At 58.8% G+C, this 19,980-nt stretch carries 18 protein-coding genes; 8 read left to right on the forward strand and 10 right to left on the reverse strand.

Annotated elements, in window-relative coordinates; genetic code table 11:
- The first annotated feature begins 2 nt into the window (after window positions 1-2).
- Entirely contained in the window at window positions 3-914 is a 912-nt protein-coding gene (locus tag GRI41_RS06460; protein WP_160604658.1) for a 50S ribosomal protein L11 methyltransferase, read from the forward strand.
- On the opposite strand, the gene GRI41_RS06465 is transcribed toward GRI41_RS06460, so the two are convergent.
- From GRI41_RS06465 to GRI41_RS06490, 6 genes are read right to left on the reverse strand one after another with little or no spacing between them, the layout of a single operon-like run.
- The gene (locus tag GRI41_RS06465; protein ID WP_160603917.1) at window positions 911-1,405 is read right to left on the reverse strand and encodes a CinA family protein; all 495 of its coding nucleotides are present in this window, start codon (window positions 1,403-1,405) and stop codon (window positions 911-913) included. The genes GRI41_RS06460 and GRI41_RS06465 overlap by 4 nt on opposite strands.
- Complete coding sequence (locus GRI41_RS06470) at window positions 1,402-1,938, reverse strand: DUF4166 domain-containing protein (protein WP_160603918.1); 537 nt, start codon at window positions 1,936-1,938, stop codon at window positions 1,402-1,404. Before GRI41_RS06470 ends, GRI41_RS06465 begins: the two co-directional genes overlap by 4 nt.
- Window positions 1,939-1,979: 41 nt before the next feature.
- A complete protein-coding gene (locus GRI41_RS06475) occupies window positions 1,980-3,158 on the reverse strand; it encodes a sterol desaturase family protein (RefSeq protein WP_160603919.1) in 1,179 nt (392 codons plus the stop codon).
- A complete protein-coding gene (locus GRI41_RS06480; protein WP_235901069.1) occupies window positions 3,155-4,321 on the reverse strand; it encodes a serine hydrolase in 1,167 nt (388 codons plus the stop codon). Before GRI41_RS06480 ends, GRI41_RS06475 begins: the two co-directional genes overlap by 4 nt.
- Window positions 4,321-6,462 (reverse strand): NAD-dependent DNA ligase LigA, encoded by a 2,142-nt coding sequence (gene ligA, locus GRI41_RS06485; RefSeq protein WP_160604660.1) that lies wholly within the window; start codon window positions 6,460-6,462, stop codon window positions 4,321-4,323. Before ligA ends, GRI41_RS06480 begins: the two co-directional genes overlap by 1 nt.
- Window positions 6,463-6,496: 34 nt before the next feature.
- Window positions 6,497-6,883, reverse strand: coding sequence for a putative quinol monooxygenase (locus GRI41_RS06490; protein WP_202388669.1), 387 nt, complete (start codon window positions 6,881-6,883; stop codon window positions 6,497-6,499).
- Window positions 6,884-7,114: 231 nt separating this feature from the next.
- On the opposite strand from GRI41_RS06490, the gene GRI41_RS06495 reads away from it, so the two are divergent.
- Complete coding sequence (locus GRI41_RS06495) at window positions 7,115-8,059, forward strand: hypothetical protein (RefSeq protein ID WP_160603920.1); 945 nt, start codon at window positions 7,115-7,117, stop codon at window positions 8,057-8,059.
- A gap of 49 nt (window positions 8,060-8,108) precedes the next feature.
- Here the strand turns inward: GRI41_RS06495 and recN are convergent, their stop codons facing one another.
- From recN to GRI41_RS14390, 3 genes are all read right to left on the reverse strand, one after another.
- Window positions 8,109-9,773 (reverse strand): DNA repair protein RecN, encoded by a 1,665-nt coding sequence (recN, locus tag GRI41_RS06500; RefSeq protein WP_160603921.1) that lies wholly within the window; start codon window positions 9,771-9,773, stop codon window positions 8,109-8,111.
- Window positions 9,774-9,934: 161 nt separating this feature from the next.
- Entirely contained in the window at window positions 9,935-10,762 is an 828-nt protein-coding gene (locus tag GRI41_RS06505) for an outer membrane protein assembly factor BamD (RefSeq protein WP_160603922.1), read from the reverse strand.
- 72 nt (window positions 10,763-10,834) lie between these two features.
- A complete protein-coding gene (locus GRI41_RS14390) occupies window positions 10,835-10,963 on the reverse strand; it encodes a hypothetical protein (RefSeq protein WP_268893180.1) in 129 nt (42 codons plus the stop codon).
- 668 nt (window positions 10,964-11,631) lie between these two features.
- On the opposite strand from GRI41_RS14390, the gene GRI41_RS06510 reads away from it, so the two are divergent.
- Together GRI41_RS06510 and GRI41_RS06515 are read left to right on the forward strand one after the other, a co-directional pair.
- On the forward strand, window positions 11,632-12,012 hold the full coding sequence (locus tag GRI41_RS06510) for an outer membrane protein assembly factor BamD (RefSeq protein WP_160603923.1): 381 nt from the start codon (window positions 11,632-11,634) through the stop codon (window positions 12,010-12,012).
- Window positions 12,009-12,935 (forward strand): FecR family protein, encoded by a 927-nt coding sequence (locus tag GRI41_RS06515; RefSeq protein ID WP_160603924.1) that lies wholly within the window; start codon window positions 12,009-12,011, stop codon window positions 12,933-12,935. The genes GRI41_RS06510 and GRI41_RS06515 overlap by 4 nt, the downstream gene beginning before the upstream one ends.
- A gap of 21 nt (window positions 12,936-12,956) precedes the next feature.
- On the opposite strand, the gene GRI41_RS06520 is transcribed toward GRI41_RS06515, so the two are convergent.
- A complete protein-coding gene (locus GRI41_RS06520) occupies window positions 12,957-15,185 on the reverse strand; it encodes a CHASE2 domain-containing protein (RefSeq protein WP_160603925.1) in 2,229 nt (742 codons plus the stop codon).
- Between the two features lie 353 nt (window positions 15,186-15,538).
- On the opposite strand from GRI41_RS06520, the gene GRI41_RS06525 reads away from it, so the two are divergent.
- From GRI41_RS06525 to GRI41_RS06540, 4 genes are read left to right on the forward strand one after another with little or no spacing between them, the layout of a single operon-like run.
- Window positions 15,539-16,369, forward strand: coding sequence for a hypothetical protein (locus GRI41_RS06525; RefSeq protein ID WP_160603926.1), 831 nt, complete (start codon window positions 15,539-15,541; stop codon window positions 16,367-16,369).
- Window positions 16,366-17,556 (forward strand): DNA cytosine methyltransferase, encoded by a 1,191-nt coding sequence (locus GRI41_RS06530; RefSeq protein WP_328600522.1) that lies wholly within the window; start codon window positions 16,366-16,368, stop codon window positions 17,554-17,556. Before GRI41_RS06525 ends, GRI41_RS06530 begins: the two co-directional genes overlap by 4 nt.
- Before the next feature lie 19 nt (window positions 17,557-17,575).
- On the forward strand, window positions 17,576-18,973 hold the full coding sequence (locus GRI41_RS06535; RefSeq protein WP_160603927.1) for an ATP-binding protein: 1,398 nt from the start codon (window positions 17,576-17,578) through the stop codon (window positions 18,971-18,973).
- Window positions 18,970-19,956, forward strand: coding sequence for an O-methyltransferase (locus GRI41_RS06540; protein WP_160603928.1), 987 nt, complete (start codon window positions 18,970-18,972; stop codon window positions 19,954-19,956). The genes GRI41_RS06535 and GRI41_RS06540 overlap by 4 nt, the downstream gene beginning before the upstream one ends.
- Window positions 19,957-19,980: the final 24 nt, after the last annotated feature.

A 19,980-nucleotide genomic window follows, 5' to 3' on the forward strand; every position in this document is an offset into this window, starting at 1 on the left:
CGATGTCGGACAGCTGGAAGATCACCGCCTTTGCCAACAAGGCGGATGTCGAAAATGCACTGCTGGCGCATGATGAGGCGCTCAATTGGGATCATGAGATAGTGCTGTCCGGCAGCGAGATCGCCGAGGATAGCCCGCAAGACTGGAAGCTGGAGGCGTGGCTCCCGCGCAAACCGGACGAGAATGACACCGCAGCGATCGCAGCATTGTTTGCAGGAATTGCCCCCGAACTGACGATCGACCGGCTGGAGGAACAGGACTGGCTCACGCTCAGCCAGCACGGTGTCGATCCGATCCATGCGGGCAAATTCTATATCCACACGCCCGATCATCCCGCCAATGACAATTCGGCGACGACCAGCATCACCATCCCCGCCAGCCAGGCCTTCGGCACCGGCCAGCATGAAACGACCGCAGGGTGTCTGGCGATGCTGACCTTGATGAAACGGTCGGGTGTTGCCGCGCGCAATGTGGCCGATATCGGCACGGGAACCGGTCTGCTTGCCTTCGCCGCGCTTGATCTTTGGCCCGGCGCCTTTGCCACCGCCAGCGATATCGACCCGGTCTGCACCGGCGTGGTCGAAGCCAACGCCGCGACCAACAATTTTGCCCTCGGCCATCGGCGCGGGGAATTGACCATGGTGATTGCCGACGGGATGGACGATCCGCTGCTGCAAGCGCGCGGCCCCTATGATGTGTTGATCGCCAATATCCTGGCCGGTCCGCTGGTCGATCTCGCGCCCGATTTTGCCGAATGCGTGCCCGCTGGCGGGCATCTGGTGCTGGCCGGTTTGATCACCAAGCAGGAAAGGCGCGTGCGCCGCGCCTATCGCCGCGCAGGCTTCCGGTTGGCGAAACGGCTGGTCAAGGGCGATTGGTCCATTCTCTGGCTGCGCAAGCGGCGCAAGGTCTAACCCGCCGACAGCCTCTCTGCGAAGAATGACAGCGCGGCCGCGGTGAAGGCCCACATATTGGCGATGCGTTCGTCGCTTTGCGTTTCGGTGATCTGCGTCCATTCGCCCTGCGGGCCGGCCAAGGCGGCGCAGCTTCGCCCGGCGGCGGCTCCGCTCGGGTGTTTGCTCCCGCCGACAGAGCCGCTTACCGCCAGCCCCCAATGCGCACCAAAGTTTTCGCGGATCGATCGCGCCTGCAGCAAGGCATAGTCCTCGCTCGCGCCGCGCATGCCCTTATAGGCCTTGGCCGGCTGATCGAACAGAATGTCGCGCGCGCGGAAGGAATAAACGACACCGCCACCGACAAAGAAATCCAGCGCCCCCGGTACGGTCAGCAGCGACGCCGCGATCAGACCGCCCGTTGCGCCATCGGCGACAGCCACTTTCTCCCCCCGTTCGCGCAGCAAACCGGCTATTTTAACCGTGGTCGGGTGCAATTGCTCGAGTGTCATGTGCTGTTCTCCGCTTCCCCGGTATCGGGCGATAGCGCGCCCTTATATGTCACGATCAGGCCCACAAAGGGCGCGGCGATTTCCACGTCGAAGCGGAAAAAGCCATCACGCTCGCTTTCAAAGCTGTCTCCGCCGGGCATGAGAAATCCGGGCATGGGCACGCCCAGCAGTGACCATTTCTTCGGCACCAAGAGCAACCTGCCATCGCTGACAACCAATGCCATTGTCGCCGAGACGGGGCCAAACCGTTCGGTGAGAAGTCCTGCACCTTCTTCGCTTCCCTGCGACTGGACGGAGTGGAACTTTCGGCCGCCGAAATTGCGCGTCCATCTTTCGCCATTCTTCTCCGGCGCAAAAGTGACCGTCACCGGCACATTCGATCCCGCTGCGGGAAAGCCGAAGATTGCCGCAGCGATCCTTGAAAGCACACCCGTCCCCCGGGTGATATCCGCGGCCCCGCTCCAGCTTCGCAATTCGCTGCTGTCATGCAGCTGTTTGACCTTTGGCGGGAGCCCATCGAACGCGACGCCCATTATCCTTCGGTAAAGAGGCAACGGACCGCCCGGGCGCGACATCAATCTGTCTTTTCGCCCGTGCGCGTCCACGGATAGAGGAACTGCCCGGCATAGCCGCGCGGCACGTCTTCGGGGATGCCGTAATCCTTCGGCCAGCGATCTTCGGGCAAGTGGAAAGTGCCGAACATCTTGTCGATCCACGGGAAATGGATCGCGAAATTGACGTCAAACGCCTCGCGCTCCAACCCGTGGTGCCAATGGTGAAAACGCGGCGTCGCGAGCCAGTGGCCCAGCCGGTTGAAATTGCCGCCGACATTGGCGTGCAATAGCGAGGAATAGACATAGACGAAACCGATATAGGCCTGCAGCACCGACGGGCTGAAGCCCAGCGTGAACAGCGGCAGCGATGTCACCATCCGCAGCATGATCACTTCGACAATATGCATCCGCGATCCGGCCAGCCAGTCCATGCTCTTGGCGCTGTGATGCACCGCATGGAAACCCCACAGAAACGGCACCTGATGGAACAGCCGGTGGTACCAATATTGCGCGAGGTCAGAGACAAACACCGCGATCAGGAATTGCAGCACCCACGGAATATCCGCCACAAAGGCGCGGAACGCATCCAAGCCTCCGGTGGCCTCGTTGATGAAGTTTGACGGGGCGAGCGTCAGGAATGCCAGAATTTGCACAAACATTGTGCTGATCAGGAAATAGAACAAATCCTCCCGCCATTCATTGCGGAACAATCTTTGTTCGCGCCGGTGCGGGCGGAACCGTTCGAGCGGGGCGAACATGAACCCTGTCGCCAGCAGATTGACGATGAAAAAGTCGAGCCCGAAGAAAACCCCCAGGCTTCGTGTGCCATCGGCTTCGACATTGGACCCGCCGAGCAACGCCGCCGCGATCCCGATCATCAGCGCCATCAGACCGAGAGCTTTGCGCGGTCTGAGAAGCAGGCTGAGCAAGGACAGCACATAGCTAGCCAACAGCACAGCATGCAGCACCACGCGGAAACCGCCCCATTGCTTGATTAGCTCCAGCTCTGGCGTGGCAAACCATTCGGGAAATTTGAGCGCGATCACCAGCAGCAGAGCGCTGATCGCCAATAGCAGCGCAAAAAAGCCGGAAAGCCACCCGCTGCCAAATCGCCTTACTTCGCGCGGCGATTCCAGATCGCGCATAAGCTGACGCAGGAATGGCCGCGCCGCATCGTCAATTTTCTCTTCGATTTTCATATTGCCCCGTCCCGTTCGCTGGTGTCAGTGGGAGGTAACATCTCCACCGGCACCGGCTGCCCTTTGGCATCAAAGTGATAGTGTACCGTTGCCGCAACAATTGCGTGCATCAATTCCATTCGCTGCGGCACGGGCACCGCAGTGCGCCCGATCATCACCACCACGGCGTAGCGGCTCCCGTCGGGCGCGGTGAGGATGCCGACATCATTGTAACCGGCTTGCTCCCCAATCACGCCCGGCGGAACAATATCGAGAACCTGCCCGGTGCCGGTTTTGTGGCCGATCAACCAGCCAGCGGGAACCCCGCCCTTCAACCGGTTGGGCCCGCTTTTCACATTCGCGAGGAGATCAAGAAAATGCGCGGTAGTCGGCGCTTCCAGCAATTCCCCCTTGGCCAGCTTTCCCAGCGCATCGGCAATCGCCACCGGGCTCGCGCCATCGACGGGATCAAGCACATAGGCATCGAATGCTTCTTTGCGCTGCGCCTCGGGCACCGCCTTGCGCACTTCGAAAAACCGTTTGCCGAAGGAATAGGATGGATCCCATTGCAGACCGGCCAGCGCGCTTTGCATTTCGCGTTCGCCGGGGCCGAATTTGATTGCGCCCAGCCCGGCAGCGGCGATGGCGTTGCGCACCCCGGGCGGCCCGCCAACGCGCTTCAGCAGCATATCATTGGCGGTGTTGTCACTCTCGGTAATCGCCCGCCTCAGCAAATCACCATAATCGGTATGGAACGCACCGCGCGCCAGCACGATTTTGCGCACGGGCTGGTGAAACAGTGTGAGATCGCTACGCCGGATCGATACCGGCTCGGCCAATTCCAGCGTGCCTTCGTCAACCTTTTGCAATGCCGCCAGCGCGACCCATAATTTGCTCAGGCTCTGCTGCGGGAACAGCCGTTCGCCGTTGTAATGAACGGTCCGGTCACGCGCAATATCGTGGATCGCGACCCCCAGATATCCGTCAAACCCGTTGGCCGCTGCAAACAACGCATTATCGAGCGCGCGTTCCTCTGCCGATAGCATCGGCGCATAACTCCGCTCGGCCACCGGCTCTCCGGCGGCCGCTTGTTCCTGATCGCCTTGCGTGCCGGGAAAGTCGCACGCGGTCAGAACCATGCAGCCAAGCGCCGCGAGTGCCCAACGAACGGGCCGCCGCCACATCACCCCGCGGCCTTCACAATGGCTGCCCAGCCCGCTTCATCGACGACTTCGATCCCGAGCGATTCCGCCTTCTTGAGCTTGCTGCCCGCCCCCGGCCCGGCAACCAGCAGATCGGTTTTCGCGCTGACCGAGCCGGACGCCTTGGCCCCTAACCGTTCGGCCTGCGCCTTGGCCTCGTCGCGGCTCATGGTTTCCAGCTTGCCGGTGAACACCACCGTCTTGCCGGCAACCGGACTGTCGAGCGTTTCGACGATGTATTCGGGCGGGTTCACTTCGCTCAGCAAATCTTCCCAAACTACGACATTGTGTTCTTCGTGGAAGAAATCCCCCAGCGCCTCCACCACGGCGCCGCCAATGCCGTCGATGTCGGTGAGTTCGGTGAGGGCTTCCTCCCCGGACCGGGGAGGGGGACCATCCGCAGGATGGTGGAGGGGCACGTCGGATAGATTAGACTCTTTGCCGTCTGGAACATCGGCGGGTGCCCCTCCACCACTTCGTGGTCCCCCTCCCCGTTTCGGGGAGGATCGCGCGGCTTCCGCCACAGTTCTCAGCGCAGGAAGCGTATGGAAATGCTTGAGCAAGTCCCGCGCCGTTACCGCGCCGACATGCCGGATACCCAGCCCGAACAGCAGCCGCGCGGCATCGGGTTCGCGCCGGTCTTCCACAGATTTGAGCAGCTTCTCCACAGACTTATCCTGCCACCCTTCGAGCGCCAAAATCGCGTCCTTGCGCTGATGCAGCCGGAATATATCCGCCGGGCTTTCGAGCCAGCCCAACGCGAAAAACTGGTCGATGGTTTTTTCGCCGAGCCCGTCAATGTCGAGCGCGCCGCGACTGACGAAATGTTTGAGCCGCTCGGTCCGCTGCGCCGGGCAGATCAGCCCGCCGGTGCAGCGCACATCGACCTCGCCCTCCTCCGCCACGGCTTCGCTATCGCATTCGGGGCAGTGATCGGGGAACGTGAAGGCTTCGCGCTTTTCATCGCGGGTCAGGTTTTCGACCACTTGCGGGATAACATCGCCCGCGCGCTGGACTTTCACACGGTCGCCGGGCCGCACGCCCAGCCTCTCGATCTCGTCCTTGTTATGCAGCGTCACACTGGTGACCGTGACCCCGCCAACCAGCACCGGCGCGAGCCGCCCAACCGGCGTTAGCTTGCCCGTCCGGCCGACCTGGATATCGATGCTTTCCAGCGTGGTTTCCGCCTGTTCGGCAGGGAATTTGCGCGCGATTGCCCAGCGCGGAAACTTGGTCACAAAGCCAAGCCTTCTTTGCCAGTCGAGCCGGTCAACCTTGTAGACCACACCGTCGATTTCATAGGGCAAATCGGGCCGCGCTGCGTTGATTGTCTGGTAATGCGCCAGCATCTCTTCCAGCGTTTCACACCGCGTGAAGTAAGGAGAAACGGGAATTCCCCATTCCTCCAACTGCCGCACCACCGCTTCCTGAGTTTCTCCCGGCACGTCGGACACATCGCCCCAACCATGCGCCCAGAATTTGAGCGGGCGTTTCGCGGTTACACTTGCATCCTTCTGGCGCAGCGAACCGGCGGCCGCATTGCGCGGATTGGCAAACAGCTTCTGCTGCGCCTCTTGCTGCGCAGCATTGAGCGCAGCAAAATCAGCCCGCGCCATATAAACTTCGCCGCGAATTTCGAAAATGTCCGGAGCGCCATCGGGCAGGTTTTGCGGAATGTCGGGAATATGCGCGACATTGGCGGTCACGTCTTCGCCCACCTGCCCGTCACCGCGCGTCGCGGCGCGTACCAGCTTGCCTTTCTCGTAGCGCAGCGAGCAGGACAAGCCATCGATCTTGTCCTCAGCCGTAAAGGCAACCGGCTCTCCCTCCGGCAAGTTGAGATAGCGTTTCACCCGCGCGACAAATTCGCCGACCTCTTCATCGTTGAACGCATTGTCGAGGCTCATCATTCGAACCTCATGCTGCACTTTGCTCAATGGAGATGCCGCGACCGCGTGGCCAATTTTTTGTGACGGGCTATCGGGCCGCACAAGATGCGGAAACGCCTCCTCCAGATCGCGATTGCGCCGCAGCAATGCGTCATATTCCTGATCCGAAATCTCCGGCGCATCCTTGGCATGATACAGCTCGTCATGCCGCGCAATCTGCCTGGCAAGCCGCATCAACTCATTCGCGGCATCGGCTTCGGAGAGTGCCTTAGTCACTGATAACAGGCCTCGTCTCGATCCGCGTACCGAAACCGTTGATATGCGGGCGCGCTTTGCCGATTGCTTCTTGCACCGATTCCAATTGCAGACTGTTCGCGTGATCAGTTTTTGTCCGCCACACTTCGGTGATCCAAATCAAGGTTTTGTCCTCCATGTCTTCCGCGATCAGATAGGTGATATTGCCGGGCATATCCTTGCTCCCGGCAAGCAGCGCGGCAATCACCTCGTTGCGCCGACCGGGCAGCGTCTTCATCTGGCTTATCAAACCGTACATCTCTTCCCCCGCAGCATCTCCCGTCGAGAGTGTCTTCTCCGGTTCGGCGCAGGCCGCCAGCAAAGCAAACGCTGCCGAACCCACAAATTCACGTCGCCGCATCACAGTTTCTCCAATATTGTCACCACCAGCGCACGCCGCTCTGCAAATCCGAGCTGCTCATATAGGCCGTTCGCGCCATGACTATGCACTTGGGCGCAGGTAGGCCCGGTCACCGCGCATACTCGAAGCCCCGGCGCATCCAAGGTTCCTCTCCCTTCACTAAGCCCCCTTGCCTCTGTATGTCACGTGCTTACAGCATGATCTGCACATAGACTTTGGGGGAGGATATCAATGAAGCGGGCTATTCTGGCAGGATTGGGAGCTATTGCACTTGCGGTAACGGGCAGCACGGTGGCTGAGGCGCAGTTGGGCGGGCTTATCCGTGACAATGTGCCGGGCGTGAAATTGCCCGACATTCTGGGCGGGAAGCAGCCCGTATCGACCAATATCAAGGATGCGAAATACGCCGATCCTTCGAAAGACAGTTTCAATCCCGGCACCGCGCGCTCGATGACAGAGCTTGAGCGCAGCGGCGATGGCGGATTTGTGCTGCAGGCCGGCTATTTCTCGATGATCGCGCAAACCTATTGCCTGCGCGCGGGGACCTATGGCCCGACCGGCGGGGACGGATATCTTTATGCGCCGGTCAAAGGGTCGCAGCACAAGATTGTCACCGCGATTTTGCGCAATTCCACCAACCGCCCCGAAATTGACCAACGCGATATCCAGGTGCTGCTCTGGGCGGTGGTCGCGCGCGCGAAGTTTGAAGATCTGAATTCGCGGCTGAAACTGGTCGCATCGCAGCTGTTGACCACGCGCGAGCTGGCCTCGATGAACCGCAATGCGCTCGACGTGCTGACCAATCGCCAGCTGAACCAGGTTACCGGCGGTCTGCCCGAACCAGTCGCGCGGATTGCCCGGGCCGAGGCGGATATGCGGCGGATGCTGGCATCGGGCGGCTCGAATTATGGCGATCTGGAAGCGGCGGCGGTGCTTGCCGGGGTTGCGCCGCGCGGCGCAGGCAGCATCGATGTTCCCGCCAGCCGGTGGAGCAAGCATCCTGACGGTTATTGGGTCCGCTATGATCCACAAGGATACAAGCGCACGCATGTAGAGATTTATGTCGAACCGGGCAGCAAGGCGGTGGGCCGCGTGTATGATCCGGCGACATCGGTGGCTGTGCCCGGAAACACGTCAAAACAGCGGATCGGCCAGTCGGGGCGGGTATACAGCTAGGCTGGCGCAAACGCCCCGCGCGCAGCCGCTTTCGATCAGGCGCTTTCGATCAGGCTTTTTCGAGCAAACGGTCCGCCTGCGCGCGGGCTTCATCGGTGGTTTCAGCGCCCGATAGCATCCGCGCGATTTCTTCCTTGCGCTCCGTCTCGTCGAGCAAGCGAACCGAGGTGCGGGTAACCGTTCCTTCGGAAGATTTTGCGATCATGTAATGCTGCCCGCCGCGCGCCGCGACTTGCGGGCTGTGCGTAACCGCGAGCAATTGCCCGCCATCGGCAAGCCTTGCCAGACGGTCGCCAATCGCGCTCGCCACTGCGCCGCCAACGCCGCGGTCGATCTCGTCGAAAATCACCGTCGCCGCCCCGCCCTTTTCCGCCAGCGCCACTTTCAGCGCGAGGATAAAGCGCGACAGTTCGCCGCCCGAGGCAATCTTGCCCAGCGGCGCAAAATCCGCGCCGGGATTGGTTGAAATGAGATATTCGACGCTGTCGGTCCCTTGCGCGCCCCAGCGATCTTCGGGAAGTGTTTCGATCGCAGTTTTGAACCGCGCCGCATCCAGTTTCAGCGGGACCAGCTCCCCTTCCACTGCCTTGTCCAGCGTCTTCGCCGCGCGCATCCGCGCATCGTGCAGTTTCTGCGCAGCGTTGCGGTACGCCTCGCCCGCCTCTTTCTCCGCCGCTTCGAGAGCGCCGACGCCTGCTTCGCCGCCTTCGATTGCATCGAGCTGCGCGCGCATTGTCCGCATCAATTCGGGCAAAGCATCAACATCGCAGCGATGCTTGCGCGCCGCCGCACGAAGTTCGAACAAGCGCGTTTCCGCATTGTCCAAAGCTTCGGGGTCGTGGACCAGTTGATAGCCCGCTTCGGTCAGCTTGTCCTCCGCCTCACCCGCTTCGATCACCGCGCGGTCGAGCGAAGCCAGCGCTTCGGACAGCAGCGGATGTTCCTCTGCAATACGGTCCAGCTTGCGCGCGGCGCTGCGCAGCGAGGCCAGCGGGGAATTGGACCCGTCCCACACTTTGCGCAGGTCCTCCAACTCGCCCTGCAGCCGCTCGCCCTTCTGCATGTCGGAACGCAGCCCGGCCAGCTGCGCCTCTTCCCCCGCCGTGGGCTGCAATTCGGTCAGCTCGGCGAGATGCGCGATCAGCAGATCTTCGTCTTCCTTGGCCTGTTCGATAGAGGCACGCGCATCGGCCAGCTTGGCGCGCACATCGCGCCACCTGTCCCAAGCTGCGGACACCGCATCGACATTGGCCCCGGCAAAGCGATCTAGCAAGATCCGGTGCCCGCCGGGATTGACCAGGCCGCGATCATCATGCTGGCCATGCAATTCGACCAGAGTGCCCGACATGGACCGCAGCAGCGCCACACCCACCGGCTGATCGTTCACAAATGCCTTGGAGCCGCCATCAGCTTTGAGCCGCCGCCGCAGGATCAGCGGTTCGCCAGGCTCGATCTCAACTTCCGCATCGTCCAGCACGTCGCGCAAAGCAGCGGGCATTGCGGCGAATTCAAACGTGGCGGTGACGCTGGCGCTATCCTCTCCCGCACGGATCAGGCCCATATCGGCGCGGTTGCCCAGCACCAGACCAAGCGCATCGAGCAGAATCGATTTACCCGCCCCTGTTTCGCCGGTCAGCACACCCAACCCGCCCGAAAATGTCAGGTCTAGCGCCTCGATCAGCACGATATTGCGGATGGAAAGCTGGGTCAGCATCAGGCGGTAATATCGCAGACCTTTGCCTACGTCATCAGCCGCGTGCGCGCTATTGACAGCTTAGGCGGACATTGCGCCAGTCCCGTTGGTGAGCCGGTTAATTCTTGGCTGCGCAGTTGCAGCCGCAGCGCCCGTTCGATCAGCGTTCGATCAGCGTTCGATCAGCTGGCGGTTGCGCCGGGTGCTTTCTTCTGGATCAGCTCGAACGCTTTCTCATACCACTCGTTGCCCGGGTAATTGGCACCCAGAACCGCGGCATATTTTACCGCTTCTTGCGGCACACCCAGCGCCAGACTGCTTTCGGTCAAGCGATAGAGAGCTTCCGGCGCGTGGCTGGTCGTCTGGTAATTGTCGACCACATTCTGGAAGCGGATCTGCGAAGCAAGCCAGCGGCCGGAACGTTGATAGAAACGCCCGATTTCCATTTCTTTGCCGGCAAGGTGATCGTTGACAAGGTCGAGCTTCAGCCGCGCATCGGCGGCATATTCGGTTGTCGGGAACCGGCGGTTTACTTCGGTCAGTGCCGAGCGCGCCTGATCGGTGATTTTCTGATCGCGGGTCACATCGCTGATCTGCTCGTAATAGCTGAGCGCAATCAGATAATAGGCGTATGGCGCGTCTTTGTTACCCGGGTGGATCGACAGGAAGCGCTGCGCGCTGGCAATCGATTTGTTGTAATCACGGCCAACGTAATAGCTGAAGGCGCTCATCAATTGTGCGCGGCGCGCCCATGGCGAATAGGGGTGCTGCCGTTCAACCTCGTCAAACAAAGCGGCGGCAAGCGGAGCGCGGCCTTGGTCGAGCTTTTCCTTGGCCGAGAAATACAGCGTTTCCACATCGCGCGCGACATAGGCCGTGCCGTCGGTACCACCGCCGGCACCGCCGCCTCCACCAATTCCCAAAGAGGCGCAGCCGCCCAGCATCATTGTGCTGGCGGCGAAAGCGGAAGCAAGTGCGATTGAGCGCGGACTGCGAGTGTTCGATGTCATAGCCAAGGCCTATAGACAGCCACTCGCTGAACGCCAAGTGAAGGTTGCGTTAAATGCTGTGCGTAGTGGCGATTAGCTGAGGGTGTAGGCAAGACCGCCTTCAAAACCTGAGGGATTAGTGCCAGCCCGCGTCCGCTTCAGCGGATCGACGAATTCCACTTTCGGCTTTACCCAGGCTTTTTTCTTATCGGACGTGTTCATAACTTTCTTCCCCCCATCGATCATCGATAATGACCTTAGCCAACTAAACGCCTAGAACCAAGTGAAGCTTACATCAAATGCTGTGCGTAGCTGCGCTTAGCTGGGCGTGTAGAAAGGGCTTTCCACCTTGCCTATGTAGGCACCACCTTGCGTGTGCTTGATCGGCGTCACGCTTTTAACCGTCGGCTTCGACCAGACACTCGGCTTTGCCCAAGACTTCTTACTATCGGCGGATTTCACGAATCTTTCCCCTCTTCAATCAATTCCCGGCGTCCCTAACGCAACAAACTTACAATTTGCAAGGTGCGGCGCGGTTCAAAGCAGCGGTTGCGTTCTCGCTGCACCTGCCCTGGCCGTTCGGTCAGCCCGGTATTTAGCTGGGCGTGTATAATGCGTTTTCGACCGGTGCGGGTTTAATCGCAGCGCGTGTTTGCCGCAGGGGCGATACGAATTGCACCGTCGGTTTTACCCAAGCCTTCTTAGTATCTGCGGCCTCCATCAATCTCTCCCGAGTTTCACGAAAAAATGCTCAGTGAGGCAACGGGAAGAGGAATGCAAATCAAACAATCGATTTGCCCATACGGAAGGCACACATTCCCCCAACGCCGCAAATATTGGAAATATCTGGCGATGCCTGTTACCAATGTGGGGGATTCTGGGAGGGTACTATGAATCGACATAATTTCCGCAATTTGGCAGCCGCGATTCTTTGCGGCGCATTGATCGCGGTTCCCGCGGCCGCGCAAACGCTTGAAGAACTTGATACGATGTCGGACGTTTCGGAAAGCGAAGAGGCGGGAATCGCTTTCGCGCAGGAACAGGCTGGTCGCGGTGAATTTCTGGAAGCAATCGCGACACTTGAACGCGTTCTGGCCAACCATCCCAAATCGCAATCCGCGCGGCTGCTTCACGCGATTTTTCTGTGCCGGATAGACGACCGTCCCGGCGGAACGGTGGAATTGTCCAAATTGAAAGAGAAACATTTCACCCCTGAATTATGGGCACGCGCTGCCGCGATCTGCGCCGCGCCGCAGGGGAATGAGCCATGACCCATTTCTCCACATTCTCGTTTAGGGGTTTCTCGCTCAAAGCCACTTTGGTCGCGCTGACCGCGATTGTCCTGACCGCTGCCCCCGCTGCCTCGGCACCGGTCCAGGTTGGCATCGCGGCGCTGGTGGTTGGCGATGTCAGAATGAGCAACGCCTCTATCACCAAGCCGCGCAAGATTGCCCGGCGTGCGCGTCTTTTCTGGGGCGACACGGTGCAAACCAAAAGCAACAGCAAGCTGCAAATCCTGCTACTCGACCGGTCAAGCCTGACGATTGGTTCAAAAGCCAGCCTGACCATCGACCGCTTCGTTTACGATCCCAACAAGAGCCGCACTTTGAGCTCCAGCGTCATCCGCGGCGCTTTTCGCTATATGTCTGGCAGACGGACGGGCAATTCTACCGCAACGGTCAGTTCACCTGTGGGTACGATTGGCATTCGCGGAACCGTTCTGGATGGTATCGTCGGCAAGGAAGCAAAAGACATCGCCGAGGACGAGCCGTTTCTCGACGGGGTAAAGAGCGACAAGAACACCGCCACATTGGTGGTGCTGCGCGGCCCCGGTGCCAGCACCGAAGCCGGGCTGACGGTCGGCTCCGCCGATGTGACCGCAGCGGGCAAAACGGTGCTGCTCGATCAGCCCTCGCTCGCCGCCTATATTCCGCGCCCCGGTGCGCAGCCGATTGGTCCGTTCCGGCTTTCTGGCCCCGGCCTCGCCAAGCTGCAGGATGAACTCTCTCCGCGTGTGGCCAAGGCCAATAGCGGCGGCGGATTACTGGGCAAATTGCTTCCGGCTGTGGCTGTCGGCGTGGGGATATTGTTGCTGACAGATGGCGATGATGACGATCCGAACCCCAACAACCCGAGCAATAATATACCGGCTAACAACCCGACCAGTTGCCCTCCGAACAGTCCCAATTGCTGAGAAGGCTGGATTACGCGCCGATTATTTGCGGGTTGCTTCGAACGTGCCGTCCCAATCGGGTGGCAGGGTTCCCTTTGCCAATGCGGTAACTCTGTCGCGATAGATTTGCGTCAGGTCTGACAAACCAAGCGCCGTGTAATCGGCATTCGCCGTTTCGAGTATCGCCTTGGCCGCCGACCAATCCTGCGCGCGATAGGCGGCGAGGAACTGCTCATGCTGCGGCAAAACCGCTTTGAACGCCGCGCTTGCAGCGAAATCTTCATCCCCGAGCAGCGCATAGACCGTGTCGGGCGCATCGCGGCCCACCACTTTCACGCGGTCCAGTTCGATCAGCGCAAATCCGTCAAGCTGCGCTGCCAGCGCGCTGCCGATCATAATCTCTACGCCATATTGCTTGGTCAGCCCTTCGAAGCGAGAGGCGATGTTCACCGTATCGCCGATCAGCGAATAGGATAGCCGCTGCTGCGACCCCATATTGCCGACGCAGCACAGGCCCGAATTCATCCCGATCCCGATTTTGACATTGTCGGGCCAGATCTGGCCATCGCGCTGCGGCATCTCTCTATTAAGCTGATCGAGCGCAGCGACCATTTGCAATGCGGAGCGCGCTCCATTGCGGAACTGGTCCGGATCGTCGAGCGGCGCGTTCCAGAAAGCCAGAATTGCGTCGCCGATAAATTTGTCGACCGTGGCTTTGCGCTCCAGCATGATGTCGCACATCGGGGTAAGAAAACCGGTCAGGAAGTTGATCACTTCATGCGGTTCATATTGCTCTGATATCTTCGAAAAGCCGCGAATATCGCAGAAGAGGACTGTCATCTCGCGCTCTTCGCCGCCGAGTTGCAGTTTCTCCGGACTGGCGGCGATCTGGCGGACCATTTCGGGCGACAGATACCGGTCAAACGCGTCGTGAATATAGGCGCGCTGTTGCTCTTCCTGACGGAAACTGAGCAGCGTTTGCACCGCATAGACCAGCACCATCGCCGCAATCGGATAGGTCGGATCGATCAAATAGCGCCACTGGTCAAAAGCCAGCCAGCTGCCCCCCGCGACCGATGCCGTGCCCGCCAGGCCAAAGGCCGCACCGGCAATCGCGCCGGCTTTGGGCAGCGCCAGCGCCAAAGCCCCGCCCAGCAGCAGGATCAGCGCAAATTCCAGCCCGCGCGCCCAGTCGGGTTGCTCGAGAAACTGGCCCAGCAGCATCTGTTCGGCCGCTTGCGCATGGACCATCACGCCGGGTTCGCGCTCGCTCGCCGGGGTTGCAACAACGTCACGCAGGCCGGTTGCGCTGGCGCCGATGAAGATGATTTTCCCGCCGAACAGATCAGCCTTTTCCTCGTCCGTAATATCGGGAGAAAGCGCTTTCCATGCGGGGATCGTCCGGCCCGGTTCGGGCGCGGTGAAATGTGACCACAGCTCGCCCGCCTCGGTCGTCGGCACTTCCAGCGCGCCAACCCTGAGCGAGACCATCGCGCCGGGCGCGCCGCGCGTTTCGCCGCTGCCATCGCTGGTCTTGATCAGGATGGACCCCGCCTGCTGCGCGACCCGCAAGGTCTCGAGCGACAGCGCGGGAACCAGCTCGCCGCGATGATGGAACAGCAGCGCCGCGCGCCGCACCACCCCGTCCTCTCCCTTGTTGATGCTGAGCGAGCCAAGGCCCGATGCCGCCTCTTGCAGCTGCGGAAGCGACTGCACCGATCCGCGGAAATCGGGCTCGACCAAAGTCGGCGGTGTCCCCAGCATCGCCATTCCGACGGGCAGTTCGAGCGGCCTTCCGCGATCCTCGGTCAGCAGGAAATAGCCGCCGACAACCGGCGCAGCGGCAAAGCTTTCCGCCAGCACCGCATCATTGCTGGGCAAGCCGGACAAGGTCGCGACCAGCGCCGCATTGCCCCCTTCCCCCGCGAACCGCTCGGCAATTTTGGCGGGAGAGGTGCGGTCTTCCTCCGAAAACACCATATCGAACCCGATCGCCAGCGCCCCGGCGGCGTTCAGCGTATCGGTGAGCCGCGCGATCTCGGTACGCGGCCACGGCCATTGCCCGAGCCGCTCAAGCGATTCCTCGTCAATATCGACAATCCGCACCCCGGCATCCTGATAGACCCGCGGCGCGGCGCGCTGATAGGCATCGAACACCATCAATCCGGCGCGGTCGAAGCCGGGGATCCGGGCAAAATGCACCGCCGCAACCGCCAACACGATCAACAACCCCACCGCCACCGGCGCTTTCAAGAATGACAGTCCCCTCACCCGGCGGAGAGTGCACCCGCTGCGCATGAGGCGCAAGGGGGAGAGTTGTTTGTTTGGTCCCTCAGTCGCCGGAGAGTTGTTTGTTTAGACCCTCAGTCGCCGGGCGCTGGCCATCCGGCCAGCTTGGCTGTCCTCGCTATCGCTCGGGCGGGCCGGTCGGCCCTTTGGCTGCCGCGACCAAGAACGGGCGCAATGCTGATGGCCGGGAATGGTCCGGTCCGCCAACGGACGGACCGCAAGCGCGACCGCACGCCGCCGTTAGGCGTAGCCAAGTGAGCGGATGCGAACGCCGGCGCTTGAGGCAAAACAAAAAACTTTTTCCTACTCACCACAATTCTGCTTCACGCTGCCGGATGACCAGAAGAGCCGATCCCCGCACCTCCCGCCTGCCTGTTTCCGCGACACAGCTCCCCGCTTTCACCCCCGTCCCGCGCCAATGCAATCGCCACGATGGCTGGACCGAGCAGCGCCAGCGCGACTTTATCGAGGCCCTAGCAGACACCGGCAGCGTCCACGCCGCTTGCAAAGCGGTCAATATGAGCCAGCGGGGCGCGTACCACCTGCGCCGCCAACCGGGCGGGGAAAGCTTCCGCGCCGCATGGCAAGCCGCGCTCGATCTGGGCGTGCAACGGATAGAGGACGTCGCAATGGACCGCGCGCTCAACGGGGTGGATGTGCCCGTCTATTCCTATGGCAAGCTGGTGGGCAAACGCACCGTCTATAATGACCGCCTGCTGATGTTCATCCTGCGCAACCGCGCGCCCGAACGTTTTGCCGAAAGCGGCAAGTCCCCCGCGATGAAAGGCGCGATCGGCAAAATGGAAAAGCGCCGCCTCAAGAAAAAATGGCGAAAAAAAGGGGAGGCCGAACTGCCCGAGCGGCGGATGATGGAGGGCAAAAAAGCGCGCGCCATCATCGAGCAGAAACTGGAAGAACTGCGCCAACGCGTAACCGCGCGCAAAGACGCCGAATGGGAGCGCCTGTCGGAAGAAACCCGCACCGCCTTCGCGCGAGCGGAAGAACTAAAAGCCCGCGATCTTGCGCGGACCGCTTACGGCGCGGCGGAGGAAACGGAGGCGCTACCCGCTCTGGCTGAGACGAAGGTGGAGTGTGAGGATGAAGCCGCGCCCGAGGAGCACCCGCGCGTGCGGATCAGGACGGCGAAGGATGATGGGTGGGGGTGAAGACTACAGTTGCAGTTAAGCTTCACCAATTCGAAATCACCGGAATTTCTATGATTGACTATTGCTGTGCGCAGGTAATTCGGGAACTAATTCTCCCCATGCAACGCATGCGGGCAGTCGATCTTTTTTGTGGCACAGGTGGTTTCTCCCGTGGTGCTCACGCTGCGGGTTTTGATGTCGTCTCAGCTTACGACAATGATCCCAACCTTACCTATTCTTATAAGACGAATTTCCCTAATACAAATTTGTTTTCTAAGGATATTTCTTGCCTATCGGGCACTGAACTCCTTGAAGATGCGCATGGCCCGGTCGATCTGATTTTCGGCGGCCCGCCCTGCCAGGGATTCAGCCTTATTGGTCGACGCGATGAGAATGACCCTAGGCGCAACCTTTTAGGAAAATTCTTCGAGATCGTGGACGAGGCGCGCCCTCGCGCTTTCGTAATGGAGAACGTCGAAGGGGTTATGATCGGTTCAGCCAGAGATGAACTGGATGACGCGATAAACGGGCTTACCGGATATATAACAACGGAACCGACCGTTCTTGATGCCTCCGAGTTTGGAGCGGCGACAAAACGCCGTAGAGCTTTTGTAGTAGGCTATTTACCTGGAGAATGCGCTCCATTCGACTTCAACGATCTTGATGAACTAAAGAGAGATCCTTCAACCGTCGAAGATGCGATCTCGGATTTGAGATCGTTAGTACCTGTTCACATTGAAGACGACGGGACCGACGTGTGGCGGCTCCGCGCAAATGCGAAAAGCTCAAAATACTCGAAGAAATTACATTCGAGCGATCGGGAGTTGACTGGCAACAAATCGACATCGCATCTTGATCGCGTCGTCGAACGATTTGCAATGATCCCACAAGGTGGTTTCGATCAAGTCGGAAAATACCCCCGGCTGAAATGGACCGGTCTTTGCCCGACCCTTCGAGCCGGGACTGGCTCAGATAAAGGATCGCATCAAGCAGTTCGGCCAATCCACCCTGCCGAGAACAGGGTCATTACCGTACGAGAAGCGGCGAGACTTCAGGGGTTTCCAGATCAACATCGCTTCCATCCAACCATCTGGCATAGCTTCAGACAGATTGGTAATTCCGTATCGCCAATTATTGCGGAATCCGTATTATTATCTGTACAACAGAAGTTAAATGAAAGAATGAATGTAGCTATAGCCGCCGAATAGTCTGATTTAAGAGGAACGGATGGACGAAGACGAAGCCAACGAAAACTCGATATATGGCGGACCAACGAAACGATTTTTTGTTTCTATGCTCACTCGGGATATCGACCTCGATGACGCAATTCTCGATCTAATCGATAACTCAGTCGACGGCGCTATCAGGCAAACCCACGCCAAGCCCTTCAGCCCATCGCCATTTTCCGGTTTCGAAGCAAACCTGACCTTAACCGAGAACTCATTCGAACTGACCGACAATTGCGGCGGGATCCCAGATGAATTTCTTGCTGATGCGTTCTCCTTAGGGCGACCTAGCATCGACAAGGATGGGGATATTCCCACCATTGGAATGTACGGAATAGGCATGAAGCGTGCGGTGTTCAAAATCGCCAAATGCGCGGAAATAACATCAATAAACCCTGAAGTATCTGCCAGTGTTAACTACTCGCGCGAATGGTTAAGCCCCGATAATATGAGCTGGGACTTGGACCTAGAACCGGTAGACCCGATGGGGCGAGAAAACGGCGTCACAATAGAGAGTGATGATCTCCGAGAAGAAGTTGCAGAAATGTTCGCAAATGACGACTTCTGTAACCAGCTAATCGACAAAATCGCGACCCACTATGGTTACATCATGCAGCGGGGTTTTGTAATCAAACTGAATGGGGCGGAAATTGAGCCGGTGACGCTGCCTTTGCTTTCTGCCGGTCACGGCTCGCAGCCCGCCATAAGGCCGTTCGACTTCGTCTCAAAATTTGGAGACGTTCACATTAATGTTTCGATCGGATTTTTTCGATCGCTCGTACGTGAAACAGAGATCGACGAGGAATCCGAAGCGCCTTCGACTGCTGAAAACGCCGGAATTTCGGTCGTATGCAACGACCGCGTCGTGTTGATTCATGATCGAACAATAAAAACAGGTTGGGGTGACGGTGGTGTCCCAAGATTTCACCCTCAGTTCCGCGCGATTGCCGGTTTAGTTGTTTTACAGAGCAACAAAGCCGATCAACTCCCGATCTCGACAACTAAGCGTGATCTAGATGTAGGTTCCGATCTCTTCCTACAAGTGCGACAAGCCTGCATAGAAGGACTGAAGATTTTCACTGACTTTACCAACAAATGGAAAGGAATGGAGAAGGAAACTGACGAGTTTTTTAAGAACGCGGAGAAGCAAGATGTCCGCACAAAAATTCGTCTAGCGGCGGATCATGGGACTGCTGTACGCGGAAACCCAGAAGCCAAGCGTTATCGCCCGACACTTCCGATGCCCGTTAGCAAATCCCCGCGACGCAGAATTTCGTTTGTACGCGATCTGGATCAAATTGAAGTTGTTTCTGAACACCTATTCGGGGAGCGCGGAGAAAAACCGGCTATGGTAGGTGCTGAGTGTTTTGATCGCGCCTTCAAAGAGGCGAAAAAATGACGAAAGGGAATGATGTTCCCTACCAGCTGCGTCCTAACAAATTCATAGATCGTCAGATATTTTTGGATTTGCTCCAACGCACCGTAGGAGAAGTAGGTAGCGAGAAATTTCTGTATATCTCTATGGGCGGCAAACATCTTGTTGATCACGAGTCGGTCTATCGCAGAGTCGGCATCCGCAATCTATTCGCTTTCGACACAGAAGAGTGGGTTGTATCCCGACAGCTCGCAAACTGCCCCAACGAAAGAGTAGTGTGTCAAAAGCTCTCCTCGAGTTCACTGCCAAGCCAAATCGACGATTTGTTGGGCCTGTTCGACTATGCTGAAAAGCTGATAATATGGCTAGACTATACCCGGCCGAGCGAACGGTTAAGTCAACTGGAAGAATTGAAGCAAATCCTTGAAAAGTGCCAGCCGGGCGACCTCGTCAGGATTACGATGAATGCGGACCCTTTTGGATTTCGAGGCGACTGGAGAAAGCAGGGATACAATTCACACTCAGCTTTTCGAGCACAAAAACTCAAAAATCAGATTGCATCGTTTTTTCCCAATTCGATCAATTCAATAACAGAAGAAGAAATCCCTGTTGTCCTCGCGAAAGCGATAGCTCTGGCGGCATCAAAAGCGAGCGCATCGACGAAACTAGATTACCATCCCGTTCTGGGAACCACCTACGCTGACAGGCAACGCATGGTCACCGTATCAATCCTCGTTTCAGAGCTAAACGCCACCTTATCTCCGGCGATCAAAAACTGGGAATTCACCCCAACTAGCTGGGACGATCTCTTGGACATCTCGGCCCCCGATCTGTCAATGAAAGAAAAATTGCATATTGATCAGCACATTGAGAAGGATGAGGCGGCCATTCTAAACTCAATCAAATTTCAACCGGCTGAAACGAGCACTGAAGCGCTCAGGGCGATTTCAAGCTACAAGCTCTTGCATCGCTATTACCCCACGTTTTACGCAATAGGCATTCAATAGCCTCCCGCGCCCATACGCAGCACG

Source organism: Pontixanthobacter aquaemixtae, assembly GCF_009827395.1.
Taxonomy (GTDB): Bacteria; Pseudomonadota; Alphaproteobacteria; order Sphingomonadales; family Sphingomonadaceae; genus Pontixanthobacter; species Pontixanthobacter aquaemixtae.

What these genes read in the sequence shown, in the direction of transcription:
- GRI41_RS06490 (WP_202388669.1), bottom strand. Translation starts at nt 6,883, where the DNA reads ATGCGGCGACGTGAATTTGTGGGTTCGGCAGCGTTTGCTTTGCTGGCG.
- GRI41_RS06480 (WP_235901069.1), bottom strand. Translation starts at nt 4,321, where the DNA reads ATGTGGCGGCGGCCCGTTCGTTGGGCACTCGCGGCGCTTGGCTGCATG.
- ligA (WP_160604660.1), bottom strand. Translation starts at nt 6,462, where the DNA reads ATGCGGCTTGCCAGGCAGATTGCGCGGCATGACGAGCTGTATCATGCC.
- GRI41_RS06510 (WP_160603923.1), top strand. Translation starts at nt 11,632, where the DNA reads ATGAATCGACATAATTTCCGCAATTTGGCAGCCGCGATTCTTTGCGGC.
- GRI41_RS06535 (WP_160603927.1), top strand. Translation starts at nt 17,576, where the DNA reads ATGGACGAAGACGAAGCCAACGAAAACTCGATATATGGCGGACCAACG.
- GRI41_RS06475 (WP_160603919.1), bottom strand. Translation starts at nt 3,158, where the DNA reads ATGAAAATCGAAGAGAAAATTGACGATGCGGCGCGGCCATTCCTGCGT.
- GRI41_RS06515 (WP_160603924.1), top strand. Translation starts at nt 12,009, where the DNA reads ATGACCCATTTCTCCACATTCTCGTTTAGGGGTTTCTCGCTCAAAGCC.
- GRI41_RS06495 (WP_160603920.1), top strand. Translation starts at nt 7,115, where the DNA reads ATGAAGCGGGCTATTCTGGCAGGATTGGGAGCTATTGCACTTGCGGTA.
- GRI41_RS14390 (WP_268893180.1), bottom strand. Translation starts at nt 10,963, where the DNA reads ATGAACACGTCCGATAAGAAAAAAGCCTGGGTAAAGCCGAAAGTGGAA.
- recN (WP_160603921.1), bottom strand. Translation starts at nt 9,773, where the DNA reads ATGCTGACCCAGCTTTCCATCCGCAATATCGTGCTGATCGAGGCGCTA.
- GRI41_RS06470 (WP_160603918.1), bottom strand. Translation starts at nt 1,938, where the DNA reads ATGGGCGTCGCGTTCGATGGGCTCCCGCCAAAGGTCAAACAGCTGCAT.
- GRI41_RS06540 (WP_160603928.1), top strand. Translation starts at nt 18,970, where the DNA reads ATGACGAAAGGGAATGATGTTCCCTACCAGCTGCGTCCTAACAAATTC.
- GRI41_RS06505 (WP_160603922.1), bottom strand. Translation starts at nt 10,762, where the DNA reads ATGACATCGAACACTCGCAGTCCGCGCTCAATCGCACTTGCTTCCGCT.
- GRI41_RS06525 (WP_160603926.1), top strand. Translation starts at nt 15,539, where the DNA reads ATGACCAGAAGAGCCGATCCCCGCACCTCCCGCCTGCCTGTTTCCGCG.
- GRI41_RS06460 (WP_160604658.1), top strand. Translation starts at nt 3, where the DNA reads ATGTCGGACAGCTGGAAGATCACCGCCTTTGCCAACAAGGCGGATGTC.
- GRI41_RS06465 (WP_160603917.1), bottom strand. Translation starts at nt 1,405, where the DNA reads ATGACACTCGAGCAATTGCACCCGACCACGGTTAAAATAGCCGGTTTG.